Origin of the sequence: Enterococcus sp. AZ167, from assembly GCF_051714025.1 — a bacterium.
GTDB lineage: Bacteria > Bacillota > Bacilli > Lactobacillales > Enterococcaceae > Enterococcus_D > Enterococcus_D casseliflavus.
The window spans coordinates 2043790-2060389 of the sequence record NZ_JBIORB010000001.1 but is presented as its reverse complement, the minus strand read 5'-3'; the positions used below and the strand labels follow the sequence as shown (position 1 = coordinate 2060389).

Below are 16600 nucleotides of genomic sequence, written 5' to 3'. Positions count from 1 at the left end.
CACACTTTGGAAGGAGAGTTCCTTTCAAAGTGTGCAGTTTTTTTTATATCGTTGTTTGATTCCTGATCTGACAGTTAGCATAATAGTTAATCCCCTCGTTTTTTGTCTTTATTTATCAAATAATATTTATTTTAATATGAATACTGGAAAAATAATTGTATTTTTGGTAATCTAAAGAGAGGAAGTTTTAGTTTTTTTATACACGATTAAATAACTATCGTTTTTTGAAGAGCCGCTAAATTAGGTCAGCATGTATAAAAAAGATATGAACATAGATATTGTCTTTCAACTATGCTTTTACATATAACAAAATGAGTAACATCAAAAAAGCGGCAAAGGCAGACGGATTCTCTTAACTTTGTTAGTGACAAAAGAAGTGCAAAGATTGTTTTCAATTGAATCAAAAACGAAAGTTCATCATCGGAAACTGAGTTGAATCGATACTCAATGTTCAAGTTATTTGGAAGTAAGGCAGGTTTTATAGCCGAAACTGATTGTGGTTCGATGAGTGACTCCTAAACATAGGCGCATTGCTTTAAGAATTTGCGGAACGGTCCTTTGGCAGCACCTTATAGGTACACAAAGGATATGGATGATTTTTTCCGATCCCTGCGAATGTTTGACAGTGCTTTGTCGGTTCTTCATTCAGTGTGCAGGCTTTTTTCGTAGGCTTAAATCAATGGTTTTAGTGCTTCCAACCGAGGAATCACTTTTTCTTTAGCCGCTCTTTTCTGTCTTTCAACGGGCTATGATTCACACGAGCCCTTCTGCGTAGATAAGTATACTAAATTTATTATACAGATCCATCCTGAAATTTTAATCAGGTTATGGTGTGTAATAAGTTGAATATAATAGCATTATAAAAAGGAGAGTACGGAATGAAAAAATTTAATGGTAAGATTGTTAAAACGTTGGCATTACTAGCAACAATTTTTACGGCTGGTGCATTATCAAATCAAGTTTCGGCATCAGAAGAAACAGCATCCCCTATTTCCGCAAGCGTATGGGTTGCCAGAACACCCGAACAAATCAAAGCTGATATTACTGGGAATGAATATACGATTGTTTGGGGTGATACACTTAGCGCCATCAGTAAAGCGACAAATATTACGATCGAACGTCTAGCACAATGGAATAATATTTACAATATTGACTTGATTTATGCTGGCAACAAATTAGTGTTTGATGGAAATGTGGTTTCTCTAAAGGATGCAGAGGGTAATACGATTAGTCAAGCAGTGATTCAAGATACTGACAAAATTGATCCGACCAAACCAATTGGGGGAGGAAGCAATACAAATCCTGGAAACAGTAATAATGGATCAAATGTCTCTACAAAACCGACACCTCCAGCAACAGATAACGGATCAGGAGACGGATCAACAAAACCAACGCCGCCTGCAACAGATAATGGATCAGGAGAGGACTCCACAAACCCAACACCACCAGCAACGGATAATGGTTCAGGTGGAGATAATGGTTCCACTAATCCACCAGCTGATCGAGAGTTTGAAGTGACAGTCGTTGCAGAAAATGAAGAAATTACACGCCTCCGTGTCGGACCATTCTTAACTACCGATGAAGTGGCGGCATGGCTGCTTGAAAACTATGTTGGATTAGTTTCAGACCTACAAATCTATCTAGAAGGAAACTATATCTATATTGAGTTCAATATTCCGACACCTGATAATGGAGGCGCGACTGACCGTGAAATTGTAGTTGAAGTTGTCTATGAGAATTCATATTATACTCGTCTACGTGTCGGACCATTCCTAAGTAACGAGGAAGCTACTGCTTGGAAGCATGAAAATTATCCAGAAGTAGTTAAGGGGCATGAAGTTCATTTTGTAGGCGATTATATCTATATTGAATTTGGTGTATTTAATAAAGACGAAGATGATAAAGATGTAGACGGCGGAGATAACGGTTCCGGTGGCGGAGATACAGATGTAGATGGCGGCGAAAATGGCTCTGGTGGCGGAGATACAGATACCGATGGTGGAGAGAATGGCTCTGGTGGCGGAGATACAGATGTAGACGGTGGCGAAGACGGCTCTGGCGATGGCGAAACAGATGTGAATATTCCAGTCAATCTGGGCAATAGCGGCATTTTTGCAGCTACTAGTGCAGAAGCGAGTGCAAGTGCATATTCTTTATGGGCTGAAGGGAAGTTTTTAGAGTTTACACGCTTTGTTATTCGGCCAGCGCTAAATGCAAATGGAGATCCAATTGGTTTTACAGTTGATTTTTACTAAATAAAAAAGATAAGTTGATTCTTTGATGTATCAAATAAATTAAGAAGAATACAACTTAAAACTAATAAAAACCAGTCAGAAACTGCCTCTGACTGGTTTTTATTTGAAGAAATCATGAGAAATACGTTAACGTCCTGCTTTATGGTTCGCTTTACTAGCAAACTATTATATCCAGTACTTTCTATCTGCAGGAAGTATCGCGAGCCTTTTTTGGATGTTCTTATCCTTCAAAAGCAGCGATTTCAATCGTTTGTTTTGTTTCTTCCACCTTGAGACCCGTTCGGGCTTCCCACCATTGTTTCATTTCTTTTTCATAAGTGGTAGGAAAACGTTGGATCAAGGTTAATAACGGTACGCCTTGAATCGAGGCGTAGGGAAAGTTTAAAACCAGATTGTACTTCAGTTCCGACAGGAGGCTATAATATTGAAACATCATAAAGTTCATTTCATTCTTATCCTCCAGCAGGAGTACTTTCGGAGCGCGATCCAGCATAAAACCCAAGCTGCGCATTATGAACAATACGCCATCTAGATGGCTGGATTCGATCGTGGGTGCCGTTTTTAACAAATCGATATGCAGATCCAAAGCATCAAGCAGTTCTTTCTTTAATGAAAGGTAGGGCGGTGTTGATTGTTCCATGATAGTTCCTCCTTTTAATGGAAAAGACGTTTCCAAAATGACGTTTTCTCTGGTTGTTCCTGCTCTTTATCCGATGGAGCGGCAGCTGCAGGGAATTTTTTTTCGATATCGATGACGTCTTCATTGACGGCTTCTTTCCCAGCAATCAGCAAGCCGATACTGTCTGGACCAGCATCTTGGGCATCGGAGACGATCCGAAATTCCATCTGTTGTTTGGTCAGTAAAGTGATGTAATCGGTCTGGATCGATTCTGGCAATTTTCCATTAAGCAGCACGAGCGCTCCTTGATAATCTGGTAAGGCGTTCAAGAGCGTTTTCTGGTTGTCCTTCTTCTTCATTTCTGTTACTGTCATACTAAGATAACACCGTTCACGAAACGTGCCTAAATACTTGCGCTGTTCATCTGGGTTGACGCGAGGCGTCCCATACATTCCTGTATCAAGGCGTTTTTCTAATTCGTCTGACATTGAAGTATCCTCCTCAAAGCGTTTACTTATGCTTATTATAGCATATCCAGCAAATAGCAAAAGAGGGGTGCGATCGTGAGAGAGTATTGACAGAAAGTAGGGATCCTATGACAACAAAAGAACGACATTTGCTATTGTTAGCAGAAAATCAACGGTTGGAGACACCGAGGCTGCTCTTGCGTCCTGTTTCCTTGGCGGATGCAGCGGACATGTTTGCCTATGCAAATGATGAAGAAACGACGACCTTCGTCTTTGCTAGACATGGGTCGGTTGAAGAAACAAAACTACGCATCGCCGAGTATTTTGTTGCTGCACCCTTAGGAAAATTTGCGATCGAAGAAAAAGACTCAGGAAAAATGATCGGGACCATCGATTTGCGGGTAGAATCAGAAAAAGAGATCGCTGAGCTCGGTTATACATTGAGTCGCGATTATTGGGGGCAAGGGATCATGCCAGAAGCGGCAATGGCACTGCTGCATTTCGGTTTTGAAACACTCGAATTGATTCGAATTTTTGCTCGACATGATGCCCGAAATCCCAAGTCTGGACGGGTCATGGAGAAAATTGGGATGAAATTGGAAGCAACGATCCCAGCTGCCCGCAAATCGGGTGAAGAAATCATCGATGAAGTCACGCGTGGCATCACCCTTGAGGAATGGAAAAAACCTATCATGTAAAGGAGGGCTCTCGTCATGGAACTGAACATTGAGCCAGCAGCATTTAAAAAAATAACCCCTTATGTGCAGCCAGATGATCGTCTCTACTTGGATTTTGAAGACGGCGTTGGTCCGTTTCCTGCAACGGAGATCACCTGCCGTTTGGACATCCATTTTCGCCTGATCATCGTGCCGCAAAGCTATCCAGAAGAAGGATTGGCGATCTACGACACCCCTTTAACGACACCCTTAGGCACGATTTGGTTGAAGCAAGGGGCTCAGGTGTATTTAGAAGAACAGACTCGGATGCAGGTGGAACCGACCTATCAACGGTTGCAATTGGTGGGAAATAGCGGGATCTTAGCTAACGATGTCCAATTGTTACGGATCGAAAAGCAGACGGCGGGCCGCTGAGATGGGCACGTTGGCGGTTATTAGCGACTTGCACGTCGATATCAACCAATTATTTGATCCCCATCTGCAGCTGATCGCTGATTATTTGCAGCAAAATCAGGTGACCCATCTGCATCTGGCAGGAGATGTGGCGAATAAAAAACAACGGCTATTAGACGTGGTCGCATTTTTTCAAAGTCGACAGGTGCCAACGACCTTTCACTGGGGCAATCATGAAATGGTGGACTTGACGGAACAAGAGATCGAGGCTTTCGATGATCCCGCCTTTCTTAATTTTCAGACGTATCGCTTATCAGAAAAAACACAGCTGTTGGGAATCAATGGCTGGTATGACTACCAATATTCTGATCTGACCAGTGAAGCTGAGATCTTGCGGCTGAAAAATTTGTTTTGGTATGACCGCATGATTCAACGAAAGGGATCGGATAAGGAGATCAGCCAAGCCATCAATGAGCGTTTAGCGGAAACATTGGCCCATTTGCCGCAAGACCAAGAAATTTTTCTTTCTACGCATTTTGTGCCCCAAGAAGCGTTTATTGTGCGGCAGACCGGCAAGTACGCCCGCTGGAACCACCTAAATGCGTTTTTGGGGTCGCCCGATTTTGGCGCAGTGATCGACCAGTACGCCAATGTGCGGGCAGTCGTCTTTGGGCATACCCATCGACGCTTTGAGAAAAAGGAGCTTGCGGGAACCAGCTACTATTGCCGTCCCTTCGGCTACTATTATGAATGGCAGTTGACCCGACGCTTCGTTTTGGAAAATCACTTAGCAGAAGCATATTCTCCAACGAAAGTTCGGACGCTGCTGCGAAACCATCATGAGGCATTTGAGGACTATAAAACGGCGCATCTTGTAGAGGAATTGGCGCAAGCGATCACGCTGCTGCCGTATTAGCGCAGCAAACGAGTCCTGCTTGTTTTCGTGATTGAATTTCCAAGCAATTTAAACCATTAGAAGAAACACACAAAGGAGAAAAATCATGACATTTGAAGAAATCTTACCAGAATTAAAAGCTGGCAAAAAAATCATTCGTGAAGGTTGGGGCGGCTTTGAACTTTATGTGACATTCGTTGAAGGCGAAGTGTACGACAATGCCCCAGTCACCCCTTACTTTTTGATCAAAACAGCAGACGAGGGATTCTCGAGTTTCGCACCGACTGTTTGCGACATTCTTGCGGAAGATTGGAAAATCGTGGAATGACGGCAGCGTGGATCGATGACAAAACGATTGTGTTTGTCACAGGGGCTGCTTCAGGTATCGGTAAAGCGCAAGCAGAGGTGTTTCTTGCAGAAGGCGCTCAAGTATTTGGTGTTGACTGCCAATCGTTTCCTGATACGCTTTTAGCCCAGCCCCGCTTTTTCGGCACATGTTGTGACTTAGCGGTGAAAGAAAATTGTCTTGCAGCGGTCCAAGCTTGTGTGACGCACTTTGGCGGTATCACGGTCTTGTTAAATACAGCAGGAAAGCTTGACGGCTATCATACGATCGCTGAGACGACGTCAATGGAGTGGGAGGAGATATTTCAAACCAATGTCTCCAGCATGTTTTATTTAACGAAAGAAATTTTGCCGCTGATGCAAGCCAATGGCGGCGGAACGATCATCAATATGGCGTCCATCGCTGGAATGGTCGCAGGTGGGGGCGGGATCGCCTATACAACCGCAAAACACGCGATCGTCGGGTTTACCAAACAGTTGGCATTGGATGTTGCAGATCAAGGGATCTCGGTGAAGGGCATCGCGCCCGGTGCGATTCAAACGCCGATGAATGCGGCTGATTTTGCGGGTGACGGGAAAATGGCGCAATGGGTGGCAGAAGAGACGCCAGTCAAGCGTTGGGCGCAACCAGAAGAAGTTGCAGCGCTGACCCTTTTTCTTGCCAGTCCGCAAGCTAATTACTTGCAGGGGGCGATCGTGCCCATCGACGGTGGTTGGACCTTGAAATAACTAGCCTGAACCCATTAGAGGAGGACGCCAATGAAGGAACAAGCGATCCAGAACTTGTTTGCAAAAAATCGTGAATGTCGACAACTGCTTACGATCATTGAAGCGTTGCAGCTGTCGGATTGCTGGCTGTGTGCTGGGTACCTGCGGAATTATTTATGGGGGTTTCTCAGTGGGAAAATAGCGGAGGTGCCGCTGACCGATATTGATGTCGTGTTTTATGATCCGACTGTAAGCATAGAAGAAACAGCAGCGATCGAAGCGCAACTGCGCCGCTCGTTTCCCGAATTTCCTTGGGAGGTTCGAAACCAAGCGTTGATGCACCAACATAATTTTGCCGAGGAGCCGCCTTATACAAGTACCTTCGATGCTTTAACGAAGTTTCCAGAGCGTTGTACAGCGGTAGCGGCACGAATGAATCAAGGCAAGCTTGAATTGATGGCGCCTTTTGGCTGGCAGGATATTTGCAGTTTTCGGGTGCGTCCAACACCACATTTTGCCCAAAATGAACAGTATCTTGCGGTTTATCGACAACGCCAAGCGATGAAGCAGTGGCAGAAAATTTGGCCGCAGCTCTCGATTGAAGAGGGGAAGAAATAAAAAAGAACACTCGCGTGATGCGGCGATTTTCAAAAGTTAGACGAGAAAGCTAACTGATGGGAATCGCTGCATATGACGCGAGTGTTTTTTATTAACGTAAAGCCAATGGTTGCGCCAAGCGGTTTCTTAAAAAGATACCTAGATAAGCTGCGGCAACGGCTTTGATGATCCCAGGGATAATAAACAGAACAAAGCCACCGTTAAAGGCAGCCGGCCATGCCATGCCCGTGCTCCATTTCAGCCACAATGTACCAAACAACAAAGTTGCCAGCGCACCGACAATATTGCCGATCACTGCTCCTGTGTAGCGAAACGCTGTTTTTTCTACGATCAATCCAGTAAGCAATCCATTAAAGAGGAAGCCGACTAAATAGCCACCAGTTGGTCCTAACAAAACACCGACACCGCTGGAAAAACCAGCGAAAACGGGCAAACCAATCAATCCTAACAGCAAGTAGATGATGATCGCCATCGTTCCAGTTCGCGTGCCGAGGAAAGTCACCGCCAGCCCGATCGCAAAGGTTTGTCCTGTCAATGGGATCAAACCTAATGGAATCGTCAGTTGGGAAAGACCAGCAATAATGATCGCAAATAAAGCGGCATGGATTTGTTCACGTAATGATAATTTCATCGAATCCTTCTCTCTAATAATAATTTCGTTAACCTAAAAATAAATTATTTGGTTAACGAAATTATAAACGGTGGTTTACCAAAAGTAAAGAAGAATCTTGTTTTTTTAGTGTTCTTTTTTTAAAAGGACAATCAAGTTCTTTGAGGAGAGGAAAGGGGCGATCTCTTCCAGCTCATCTGTTGAGAAGGGCAGTGCTTGAACGAGCCGGCAGATCGTTGCTTCTGTTAGAAACGGCAGCAGTTCTTCGATTTCATCATAAGCCAAGCGTTCTGATGCGGCAACGTTTGGCTGTTCCAGGGCAGTCAGCAGGAGTTCATCCAGATAAGGCGCAGGTAAAAAGGGCAGCAGTTCTTCAATCTCAGAAAAGCGGAAGTCAGGATTTTCAAGCCAGCCTTTGATTTCTCCCGCCAAAAAGTTGGGGGGTAAAAAGGGCGCCGCCTCTTCCCAAAAAGCCATGGAATAGTGCTTACCTTTCAGGAGCTCTTCTACTTGGGGCTTTTTCAAAAAAGGCAGGAGTTCTTCCAGTACCTCTTCTGGGATATTCTCGGCACCATTTAGCAGGTGCTGCAAGTCTGCGCTGGTCAAATGAGGTGCTAGCCTAGGCAATAAGTCTAAATCTAAAGAAGTTTCTTGAAACGGTTCTTCTTGAATCAACGCTGACAATTCTTGCGGTTTGATCAGCGGAGCTAGTTCGGCGATTTCTTCTGGCTGTGCGGTTCCTGCTTGATAATGTTGCACCGCAGCTGCTGGCTTCCCTAACAGCTCATCGATGGATAGGTCTAAAATCGCTGCTAGCTGCGGCAATTTTTCAATGTCCGGCAGTGAGTTGCCCCGCTCCCAATTACTGACCGCCTGATAGCTGACAAGTAACTGGTCGGCCAAGTTGCTTTGGGTCAGATTTTTTTCTTTGCGTTTGGCAGCGATCTGCTGACCGATTTTTCTCATGTTGAATTCACTCATAAATGAATTCCCCCTTTCATGCTCTAAGTATAGTTTCTCAAAAGGTGAAAACGCAATCAAGCTGTGATTGAGCAGGCAAATGCCGACTCAATCACAGCTTGAGTTTACGAATGGATCAACTGAAGGAGGTGTTCACCAAACGCTTGTGTCGTTAAACAGACCGCTTCTGGCATCAACTGCGCGAAGTCGGCAGTGACGTGTTGACTTTGCAAGGCTTGTTCAATGGCTTGTGTTAGGATTTGGGCTGCTTCTGGCCAGTTCAAATGTTCTAATAGCATGCACGCTGACAGCAGCAGCGAACAGGGATTGGCTTTGCCAAGTCCTGCGATATCCGGTGCTGTTCCGTGGGTAGCTTCAAAGATGGCTGCCCCAGTAGCGTAGTTGATATTGGCACCGGGGGCGATCCCGATGCCGCCGACTTGTGCAGCAAGTGCATCAGAAATGTAGTCGCCGTTCAAATTACAAGTGGCAATGACGTCGAATTTTTCTGGATACAAAAGGATCTGTTGTAAAAAGTTGTCTGCGATCACGTCGTTAACAACGATTTTCCCAGCCGCTTTTGCCGAGGCAAGAGCGGCTTCGGCTGCCTTTGAGCCGCTTTCTGCTTTGATTTTGTTGTATTGATTCATTGTAAAACACTGGTCGGTGTATGTGGTCTCTGCAAGCTGATAGCCCCAGTTTTTAAAGCCGCCTTCTGTAAATTTCATGATATTGCCTTTATGCACCAGTGTCACCGTGGGCCGCTTTTGAGCGATCGCATACTCAATGGCAGCAGCGATCAAGCGCTGACTGCCTTCTAAAGAGATCGGCTTGATGCCGATAGCGGCAGTTTTAGGAAAACGAATCGCCTTGACAGCAAAGTCTGCTTGCAATGTCTGGATCAGACGCTGCGTTGCGTCGTCGTCTTTGGCAAATTCGATGCCAGCATAAACATCTTCAGTATTTTCTCGAAAGATCACCATATCGGTTTTTTCTGGCTGCTTTAAAGGCGAAGGGACCCCTGTAAAATAGCGAACAGGTCTGACACAGGCATAAAGATCCAGCGTTTGCCGCAAGGTGACATTCAAGGAGCGAAAGCCCTCGCCAATTGGGGTAGTCAACGGTCCTTTTAAGGCGTATTGTTGAGCCTTGATCGTATCGATGGTTGCTTGCGGCAGCCATTCCCCCGTCTGTTCAAAGGCGGCTTCTCCAGCTAAAACTTCCAGCCATTCGATACGGCGTTGATTGTCATAGGCTTTATTTACAGCGGCATCAATCACAGGTTGCGCAGCCTGCCAAATCTCGGCACCGATGCCGTCTCCTGCAATGTAAGGAATGGTGATCGTCGTTACTTCATGGGTTGTTTGGTTAGGCATGGGCAGTTCCTCCTAATTCAGCTTTTTTTCGAATGACCATCGGTAAAATTCCTTGATGCTTCCAATAGCGAATATCTGCAGGGGCATCAAAGCGCAGGCGGGTCATAAAGGAGACAGTCCCTCCGTCGATCCGTTGCGCAGTGACTTCGATCAGCTGCTTGACCACTGGCTCTTCTGGCAAAGCGATCGAGAATGTTTCGCTGCCGTCCAAATCAAATGATGCAGCACTTTCACCAGCAAGATATTCAAGCGGAATGATCCCCATCATGACCAAGTTGCTGCGATGGATTCGTTCGAAGCTTTCTGCTAAGACGACTTTAACGCCTAACAATTGTGTTCCTTTGGCGGCCCAGTCGCGAGAAGAACCCATGCCATAATCTTTACCAGCTAAAATGATACAGCTTTGACCAGCTTTTTGGTAATTCATAGCTGCGTCAAATATCGACAGGGTTTCCCCTGTTGGAAAATAATGCGTGACACTGCCAGTACTGCCAGGCACTAGCTGGTTTTGCAGACGGATGTTGCCGAAAGTCCCCCGCATCATAATCTGATGATTGCCGCGTCGCGAACCAAATGAGTTGAATTCACGATACGGAACTTCTTTTTCTTGTAAAAATTTTCCAGCTGCAGAATCCATACTGATGCTGCCAGCAGGAGAAATATGGTCAGTGGTGACGGAATCACCCAATTTTGCCAAGACTTTCAGATCAGCTAAGACATCTGGTTTAGGCAACTCTTTGGTCAATGTTTCAAAGTAGGGCGGATGAGCGATGTAAGTGGATTGCTCCTCCCATTCATAACATGCGCTCGTGGTGGTTTCGATCGCATTCCAGCGTTCATTGGCATCAAAAAGATGCTCATAGGCAGCGCGAAATGCTTCTGGTCCGACGTACTCTTGAACGTAAGCATTGACTTCTTCATTGCTAGGCCAAATATCAGACAAATACACCGGCTCGTCATTGACGATAGCTAACGGTTCTTTTGTGAGATCTTTGCGAATGCTGCCAGCGATGGCATAGGCAACAACTAATGGCGGTGAAGCCAAATAATTGGCTTTGATCTGTGGATGGATTCTTCCTTCAAAATTTCGATTGCCTGACAGAACCGATGCCGCCAGTAGATTGTCTGCCTCAATTGCTTCAGCGACCTGCGCTTCTAAAGGACCTGAATTTCCGATACAGGTGGTACAACCGTAGCCCACCAAATAAAAGCCGAGTTGCTCTAAATACGGCAGCAAACCACTGTTTTGCAAATAGGTGGTCACGATCTGGGAGCCAGGTGCAAGGGAGGTTTTGACCGTACGAGAGACGGTCAGACCTTTTTCAATGGCTTTTTTAGCCAATAAGCCTGCCGAGAGCATGACGAAGGGATTGCTCGTATTCGTACAGCTAGTGATCGCCGCCAAGACGATATCGCCGGTCACTAATTTGTCAGGTGCAGCATCTGACCAGGTAACGCTGGCTTCTTTTTGCCATTCGTCCTCTGAAAGACCAAAGCCCTTGGGACCGACGGCAGCCGTGACCGATTGTTCAAAATCCTGACGGACTGCTGGAAGCAAAATCCGATCTTGCGGGCGCTTGGGCCCTGCTAATGCTGGCTGAACTTCTGCTAGATCGATGGTGATCGTCTTAGTATAGGTTGGCACGATCGCTTCATCATAAAAGAAATGGTTGGCTTTGGCGTAAGCGGCAACGAGTTCGATCAGCTCGCTGGAGCGACCGGTCGTTGCTAAGTAGTTCAAGGTCTCTTGATCAATCGGACAAAAACCGCAAGTCGCACCATATTCGGGAGCCATGTTTGCTAACGTTGCTCGATCAGCTAAACTTAAATGACGATAGCCAGGACCGAAGTATTCGACAAATTTTCCGACCACTTTTTCGATCCGCAGCACTTCAGTTACTTTTAGTGCTAAATCGGTGGCGGTGGTACCTGCAGGCATCTCGTTGATAAATTTCACCCCGATGACTTCAGGCGTAGGGAAGAAAGAAGGTTCGCCAAGAATCGCAGCTTCCGCTTCAATACCGCCAACCCCCCAACCGAGAACCCCCAAGCCGTTGATCATCGTGGTGTGAGAATCGGTTCCTTGCAATGTATCAGGAAACAGCAGTCGTTGATCTTCGTGTGTTTTTTGCAAGATCACATCAGACAACGATTCGATGTTGACTTGATGAATGATCCCTGTTTCAGGTGGAACGACTTCGAAATTGTCGAAAGAACCTTGCGCCCATTTCAAGAATTGATAGCGTTCTGCATTGCGTTCAAATTCCCGCTCCGTATTAAAAGCGATCGCCCCAGGAGTACCGGCTTGATCGACTTGCACAGAGTGGTCGACGACGAGTGTGACGGGGATCTCAGGATTGATGTCTTCTGCGGCACCGCCTAAAGCGACCATCGCATCCCGCATGGCAGCCAAATCAACGACTGCGGGTACCCCAGTAAAGTCTTGCAAAACGACCCGCTCTGGTTTGAATGGCACGACACCAGTAGGGGTTTCTGCCTGCCAGTTCGCTAAAAATGGTAAATAATCCTCTGTAATTTCCTCGTCTTGATGACGAGCAACACTTTCCAATAAAACTCGAATGGAGTAGGGCAAGCGAGATAAATCAGCCCCTAAGTCTTGGGTGATTTTCGCTAAGTCAATATACGTGTATTGCGTATCCTTGACGGTGAGTTGAGATTGCCACTTCATAAGAATCCTCCTTTTTACGAAGATAAACGTACTTATTAGGAATAATTATACGTTGATAATTTAAAAAATCAATTAAATTTATGAAAAATATTTCATTTTATAAACATCGTGCTATAATGTGTGAAAGTTTGTTAAAAAGCAACGATTTTATAGGATGACTATTTTAACGATGTTTGTATACGGTTAAATAACATTGTAATCGATAGTTTGTAGAAAGATTGGAGGTAACATCACCGTGGAAAGATTAGAAAAGAAAGAGAAGATGTCCTATCTTGCATCGCAATGTCAGAAATACAATTTGATAGATGTGAATCTTTATTCAGAATATGATGTGAAACGTGGACTGAGGGATTTAAATGGCACGGGGGTCTTAGCAGGGCTTACGACGATCTCCACCATTTATCCAGAAAAAATCATTGCTGGTAAGCCAATTGAAGCTTGTGGCGAGCTGCGTTATCGCGGAATTGACATCAACGAGTTAGTTGCAGGGTTCGTCAATGAAAAACGCTTTGGCTTTGAAGAGGTTGCATATTTATTACTTTTCGGCGAACTGCCAAACAAAACAGAACTTGCGGCCTTTCATTGCCTATTAGCAGAAAAACGTACATTGCCGACCAATTTTGTTCGTGACGTCATTATGAAAGCACCTTCTTCTGATATCATGAATAGCTTATCTCGCAGTATCTTGACACTGGCAAGTTACGATCCACAAGCAGATGACATCAGCATTGAAAATGTATTGGAACAAAGTCTGATGCTGATCAGTGTCTTTCCGCTCTTGGCAATCTACGGCTATCATGCCTACAATCATTACAATCAAGGGGAGAGTATGTATATCCACCGACCGACCGAAGAGTTGAGTACAGCTGAAACGATTTTGACTATGCTACGTCCAACGAAAGAATATAGCTTCCAAGAAGCCCAAACATTGGATATGGCACTGGTTTTGCATATGGAACATGGCGGCGGGAATAATTCGACCTTTACGACACGAGTCGTTACCTCCAGTGGGACGGATACCTATTCAACGATTGCTGCAGCGCTAGGTTCTTTGAAAGGGCCTAAACACGGTGGTGCTAATATCAAAGTGACAGAAATGATGGGAGATTTGAAGCGTAACGTTGCTGACCTTACCGATGAACAGGCGATCCGCAGCTATTTGGAAGCAGTTTTAGATAAAGAAGCGTTTGACCGTAAAGGATTGATTTATGGCATGGGCCACGCGGTATACAGCGACAACGATCCCCGTGCGGCGATTTTTAAAAATTATGTGGCAAAACTGGCCCAAGAAAAAGGATCAGAAGCTTGGCAAGAATATCAATTGTATACGATGGTCGAACGTATTGCTCCTCAAGTCATCAATGAAAAGCGCAAAATCTACAAAGGAGTCAGTGCCAATATCGACTTTTTCAGCGGGTTTGTTTATAACATGTTGGATCTGCCAGAAGAACTGTATACACCAATGTTTGCTATCGCGCGGATCGTCGGCTGGTCCGCCCATCGGATCGAAGAGCTGGTCAACGCACAAAAAATCATGCGTCCCGCCTACAAAGAAGTGTCAAACGATCGGGAATATATCGATATAGAGTCAAGATAGATCAAAACAGCAGGGAGGAAGCTCGCTGCTGTTTTTGTTTTGGACACTCGAAAAGAGAAGGATTGAGCCTTTTTTTGCGTATTTTTACTAGAGAGAAAATGAATGGCTTGGATCATTCGTTCATTAGAAAATTCAAGTTTTTCTCGTTTTTCATATAGGAATGCAAAAATTGATTACAAAGTTTCTTGCATTTTTTGTATGATAGAGGGAGGAATAAAGGAGGAAAGTTCACGAATGAAAATAAAAAAATGGATGGCGATTGCCATTATTACCAGTCAATTTTCAACAATGCTGCCAGTATCGGCTGCGGCATCTGTTTTGACGAACGAGTCTACTGCAGGTCAAAATACAGCTGAGTCAACGGTTCCGGGAGTGAACGGGCCAACCATGGGCTTGGTTCCTGAAGATGCCGCAACGGTACCAGGAGAAAACGGCGAAGTAGTTCCAGGAGAGTCAACACCTGCTCCTGAACAGCCAACACCAGAACCTTTGCCAGAACCAGAACCAACCCCGACACCAGAACCAACACCGGAACCAGAAGAGCCGACACCAAATCCTGATCCTGAGCCGAATCCAGAACCAGAACCAACACCTGAGCCGGCGCCAGAACCAGAAGAACCAGCACCAAATCCAGCACCAAATCCAGAACCAGAACCAGAGACAACACCAAATCCTGAGCCAGAATCAACACCAAGCCAGCCTTCGCCTGACATCAAAGAAGTACCGAATGTACCAGAGTTGACGGTAACGCCGCCGCAAGAAGATGAGCCAGCAAAATTTGAAGTCACGCCAGTCAAAGAAACGTGGGACTTTATTATGGAGATTGGAGAAGATGCTCGTAAAGTTGGACAAGAAGAAGATCTTTACGCATCGGTCATGATTGCCCAAGCGATTTTAGAGTCTGGCAGCGGAAGAAGCCGTCTGAGCCAGGAGCCTTTTTATAACTTATTTGGTATTAAGGGACTTTATGAAGGGAATGGGATTTCCTTCCAAACGCAAGAAGACGATGGTTCTGGTAATTTATACACAGTTCATGCCACTTTTCGCCAATATGACAGCATCGAATCTTCTTTGAAAGATTATGCGAAATTGTTGAAAGAAGGATTGGACCACAATCCGAATTTTTATAAAGGTGTTTGGAAATCAGAAACGGAATCTTATGAAGACGCCACGGAATATCTGACCGGACGTTATGCATCAGATACACAATACAATGAGAAGCTGAATGCGCTGATCGAAGCGTATGCACTGACGAGTTATGACAAAGAGAAACCAGAATTACCGACAGGCAGCGAAAAGATGATCTATCCTGTCAGCAATCCAGTTGTCTCCTCTGTCTTTGGTCCGCGAGGCAATGGGTTTCATCGTGGAGTGGACTTCGCCGCACCACAAGGAACGCCAATCATGGCTAGTCTTTCAGGAACGGTGATCCGCTCAGAATATCATTCTTCATGGGGAAATTATGTTGCCATTGAGCACAAAGATGGGCTGACGACATTGTATGCCCACAATCATCGCAATTTAGTGGAAGTCGGTCAAACGGTCGAACAAGGCGAGGTGATTGCTTCTATGGGAAGTACGGGGAACAGTACAGGCCCGCACTTGCATTTTGAAGTCAGTCTTTCACCAAGTTTAGCGCGACACCAACTGATTGATCCGTTGGAAGTTTTGTCAAAATAACACGAAAAAAAGAGAGCGTTGTAGATGCTTTCTTTTTTTTTGTCAAGAAAAACGAATCATTTCAGGAAAATTATGCTTTGAGATTTTTTTAGCGCATTCATTTTATCTTGCACGATAAATTTATTCCGAAAACAAGTGTTTTTCTTTGTAAAAAAAACAAAAAGAATTTATGCTAAAAAGGTAGGGAAAAAAATTCCCAAGAGGAATGTCCACTTTAGACAAGGTCGTGTATGCGACTTTGCGATGTCTCTAGTATCCTTTCTTATTTAACCAAGGAGTGTGAAAAATGACTGACGATCAGCAAACAACGAATGTGTCTAATGAAGCAGCGCAAGCAAGTCCACTGTCCTTTGAAGAGAAAGTCATTGAAACAATTGTTGGTGTCGCTTTGCAGTCAATTGATGGCTTGATTAGTGTAAATGGCAGATTTCTTTCAGATATGACCGAAAACCTTGAAGAACAGCCGCAAGTCGCTTCTGGCATTGATGTGGAAGTTGGCAAAGAAGAGGTTGCAGTTGACTTGGAAGTAATCGTGGCTTACGGCAAAGATATCCCCAAACTCTTTGCGCAAGTCCAAGAAGTGGTCTTAGAAGAAATTAGCCGCTTGACTTCTTTGAAAGTCAAAGAGATCAATATTCGAATCGCCGATATCGTCAAACAGGAAACGATCGATCAAATCGAAGGTTGAGCACCAAACAAAAAATCGAAGTA

At 44.9% G+C, this 16600-nt stretch carries 16 protein-coding genes; 10 read left to right on the top strand and 6 right to left on the bottom strand.

The annotated features are described in order from the left end of the window. Window positions 1-878 precede the first annotated feature (878 nt). Window positions 879-2255: a LysM peptidoglycan-binding domain-containing protein gene (locus IGJ05_RS09630; RefSeq protein WP_266166193.1), complete on the top strand. Its 1377-nt coding sequence runs from the start codon at window positions 879-881 to the stop codon at window positions 2253-2255. Between the two features lie 220 nt (window positions 2256-2475). On the opposite strand, the gene IGJ05_RS09625 is transcribed toward IGJ05_RS09630, so the two are convergent. Both IGJ05_RS09625 and IGJ05_RS09620 read right to left on the bottom strand, forming a co-directional pair. Next, a complete protein-coding gene (locus IGJ05_RS09625) occupies window positions 2476-2895 on the bottom strand; it encodes a hypothetical protein (protein WP_266166191.1) in 420 nt (139 codons plus the stop codon). A 14-nt stretch (window positions 2896-2909) separates the two neighbouring features. Next, a complete protein-coding gene (locus tag IGJ05_RS09620) occupies window positions 2910-3362 on the bottom strand; it encodes a YueI family protein (protein ID WP_010748630.1) in 453 nt (150 codons plus the stop codon). 107 nt (window positions 3363-3469) lie between these two features. Between IGJ05_RS09620 and IGJ05_RS09615 the strand changes: the two genes are divergently transcribed. The 6 genes from IGJ05_RS09615 to IGJ05_RS09590 all read left to right on the top strand — a co-directional run bounded on the left by IGJ05_RS09615 (window position 3470) and on the right by IGJ05_RS09590 (window position 6977). Further along, window positions 3470-4039: a GNAT family N-acetyltransferase gene (locus IGJ05_RS09615; protein ID WP_010748631.1), complete on the top strand. Its 570-nt coding sequence runs from the start codon at window positions 3470-3472 to the stop codon at window positions 4037-4039. Window positions 4040-4054: 15 nt separating this feature from the next. Continuing rightward, window positions 4055-4432 (top strand): iron-sulfur cluster biosynthesis family protein, encoded by a 378-nt coding sequence (locus IGJ05_RS09610; protein ID WP_266166189.1) that lies wholly within the window; start codon window positions 4055-4057, stop codon window positions 4430-4432. 1 nt (window position 4433) lies between these two features. Continuing rightward, entirely contained in the window at window positions 4434-5327 is an 894-nt protein-coding gene (locus tag IGJ05_RS09605; protein WP_010748632.1) for a metallophosphoesterase, read from the top strand. A gap of 85 nt (window positions 5328-5412) precedes the next feature. Continuing rightward, window positions 5413-5634, top strand: coding sequence for a DUF2829 domain-containing protein (locus IGJ05_RS09600; protein WP_005227147.1), 222 nt, complete (start codon window positions 5413-5415; stop codon window positions 5632-5634). Further along, on the top strand, window positions 5631-6380 hold the full coding sequence (locus tag IGJ05_RS09595; protein ID WP_266166187.1) for a 3-oxoacyl-ACP reductase: 750 nt from the start codon (window positions 5631-5633) through the stop codon (window positions 6378-6380). The genes IGJ05_RS09600 and IGJ05_RS09595 overlap by 4 nt, the downstream gene beginning before the upstream one ends. A gap of 30 nt (window positions 6381-6410) precedes the next feature. Then, window positions 6411-6977: a nucleotidyltransferase family protein gene (locus tag IGJ05_RS09590; protein ID WP_010748634.1), complete on the top strand. Its 567-nt coding sequence runs from the start codon at window positions 6411-6413 to the stop codon at window positions 6975-6977. Between the two features lie 91 nt (window positions 6978-7068). On the opposite strand, the gene IGJ05_RS09585 is transcribed toward IGJ05_RS09590, so the two are convergent. The 4 genes from IGJ05_RS09585 to acnA all read right to left on the bottom strand — a co-directional run bounded on the left by IGJ05_RS09585 (window position 7069) and on the right by acnA (window position 12612). After that, window positions 7069-7608, bottom strand: a complete 540-nt coding sequence (locus tag IGJ05_RS09585) for a biotin transporter BioY (RefSeq protein ID WP_005227150.1) — start codon at window positions 7606-7608, stop codon at window positions 7069-7071. Between the two features lie 105 nt (window positions 7609-7713). Next, the gene (locus tag IGJ05_RS09580) at window positions 7714-8568 is read right to left on the bottom strand and encodes a helix-turn-helix domain-containing protein (protein WP_010748635.1); all 855 of its coding nucleotides are present in this window, start codon (window positions 8566-8568) and stop codon (window positions 7714-7716) included. Window positions 8569-8672: 104 nt separating this feature from the next. Further along, window positions 8673-9923, bottom strand: coding sequence for an NADP-dependent isocitrate dehydrogenase (icd, locus tag IGJ05_RS09575; RefSeq protein ID WP_010748636.1), 1251 nt, complete (start codon window positions 9921-9923; stop codon window positions 8673-8675). Continuing rightward, window positions 9916-12612: an aconitate hydratase AcnA gene (gene acnA / locus IGJ05_RS09570; protein ID WP_081116163.1), complete on the bottom strand. Its 2697-nt coding sequence runs from the start codon at window positions 12610-12612 to the stop codon at window positions 9916-9918. The genes icd and acnA overlap by 8 nt, the downstream gene beginning before the upstream one ends. A gap of 235 nt (window positions 12613-12847) precedes the next feature. Here acnA and IGJ05_RS09565 point away from each other — a divergent pair, with 235 nt between their 5' ends. From IGJ05_RS09565 to IGJ05_RS09555, 3 genes are all read left to right on the top strand, one after another. Next, entirely contained in the window at window positions 12848-14209 is a 1362-nt protein-coding gene (locus IGJ05_RS09565; RefSeq protein WP_010748638.1) for a citrate/2-methylcitrate synthase, read from the top strand. A gap of 234 nt (window positions 14210-14443) precedes the next feature. After that, window positions 14444-15889 (top strand): peptidoglycan DD-metalloendopeptidase family protein, encoded by a 1446-nt coding sequence (locus tag IGJ05_RS09560; protein ID WP_270286655.1) that lies wholly within the window; start codon window positions 14444-14446, stop codon window positions 15887-15889. Between the two features lie 286 nt (window positions 15890-16175). Beyond that, the gene (locus IGJ05_RS09555; RefSeq protein WP_005227156.1) at window positions 16176-16577 is read left to right on the top strand and encodes an Asp23/Gls24 family envelope stress response protein; all 402 of its coding nucleotides are present in this window, start codon (window positions 16176-16178) and stop codon (window positions 16575-16577) included. Window positions 16578-16600: the final 23 nt, after the last annotated feature.

What these genes read in the sequence shown, in the direction of transcription:
- IGJ05_RS09630 (WP_266166193.1), top strand. Translation starts at nt 879, where the DNA reads ATGAAAAAATTTAATGGTAAGATTGTTAAAACGTTGGCATTACTAGCA.
- IGJ05_RS09625 (WP_266166191.1), bottom strand. Translation starts at nt 2,895, where the DNA reads ATGGAACAATCAACACCGCCCTACCTTTCATTAAAGAAAGAACTGCTT.
- IGJ05_RS09620 (WP_010748630.1), bottom strand. Translation starts at nt 3,362, where the DNA reads ATGTCAGACGAATTAGAAAAACGCCTTGATACAGGAATGTATGGGACG.
- IGJ05_RS09615 (WP_010748631.1), top strand. Translation starts at nt 3,470, where the DNA reads ATGACAACAAAAGAACGACATTTGCTATTGTTAGCAGAAAATCAACGG.
- IGJ05_RS09610 (WP_266166189.1), top strand. Translation starts at nt 4,055, where the DNA reads ATGGAACTGAACATTGAGCCAGCAGCATTTAAAAAAATAACCCCTTAT.
- IGJ05_RS09605 (WP_010748632.1), top strand. Translation starts at nt 4,434, where the DNA reads ATGGGCACGTTGGCGGTTATTAGCGACTTGCACGTCGATATCAACCAA.
- IGJ05_RS09600 (WP_005227147.1), top strand. Translation starts at nt 5,413, where the DNA reads ATGACATTTGAAGAAATCTTACCAGAATTAAAAGCTGGCAAAAAAATC.
- IGJ05_RS09595 (WP_266166187.1), top strand. Translation starts at nt 5,631, where the DNA reads ATGACGGCAGCGTGGATCGATGACAAAACGATTGTGTTTGTCACAGGG.
- IGJ05_RS09590 (WP_010748634.1), top strand. Translation starts at nt 6,411, where the DNA reads ATGAAGGAACAAGCGATCCAGAACTTGTTTGCAAAAAATCGTGAATGT.
- IGJ05_RS09585 (WP_005227150.1), bottom strand. Translation starts at nt 7,608, where the DNA reads ATGAAATTATCATTACGTGAACAAATCCATGCCGCTTTATTTGCGATC.
- IGJ05_RS09580 (WP_010748635.1), bottom strand. Translation starts at nt 8,568, where the DNA reads ATGAGTGAATTCAACATGAGAAAAATCGGTCAGCAGATCGCTGCCAAA.
- icd (WP_010748636.1), bottom strand. Translation starts at nt 9,923, where the DNA reads ATGCCTAACCAAACAACCCATGAAGTAACGACGATCACCATTCCTTAC.
- acnA (WP_081116163.1), bottom strand. Translation starts at nt 12,612, where the DNA reads ATGAAGTGGCAATCTCAACTCACCGTCAAGGATACGCAATACACGTAT.
- IGJ05_RS09560 (WP_270286655.1), top strand. Translation starts at nt 14,444, where the DNA reads ATGAAAATAAAAAAATGGATGGCGATTGCCATTATTACCAGTCAATTT.
- IGJ05_RS09555 (WP_005227156.1), top strand. Translation starts at nt 16,176, where the DNA reads ATGACTGACGATCAGCAAACAACGAATGTGTCTAATGAAGCAGCGCAA.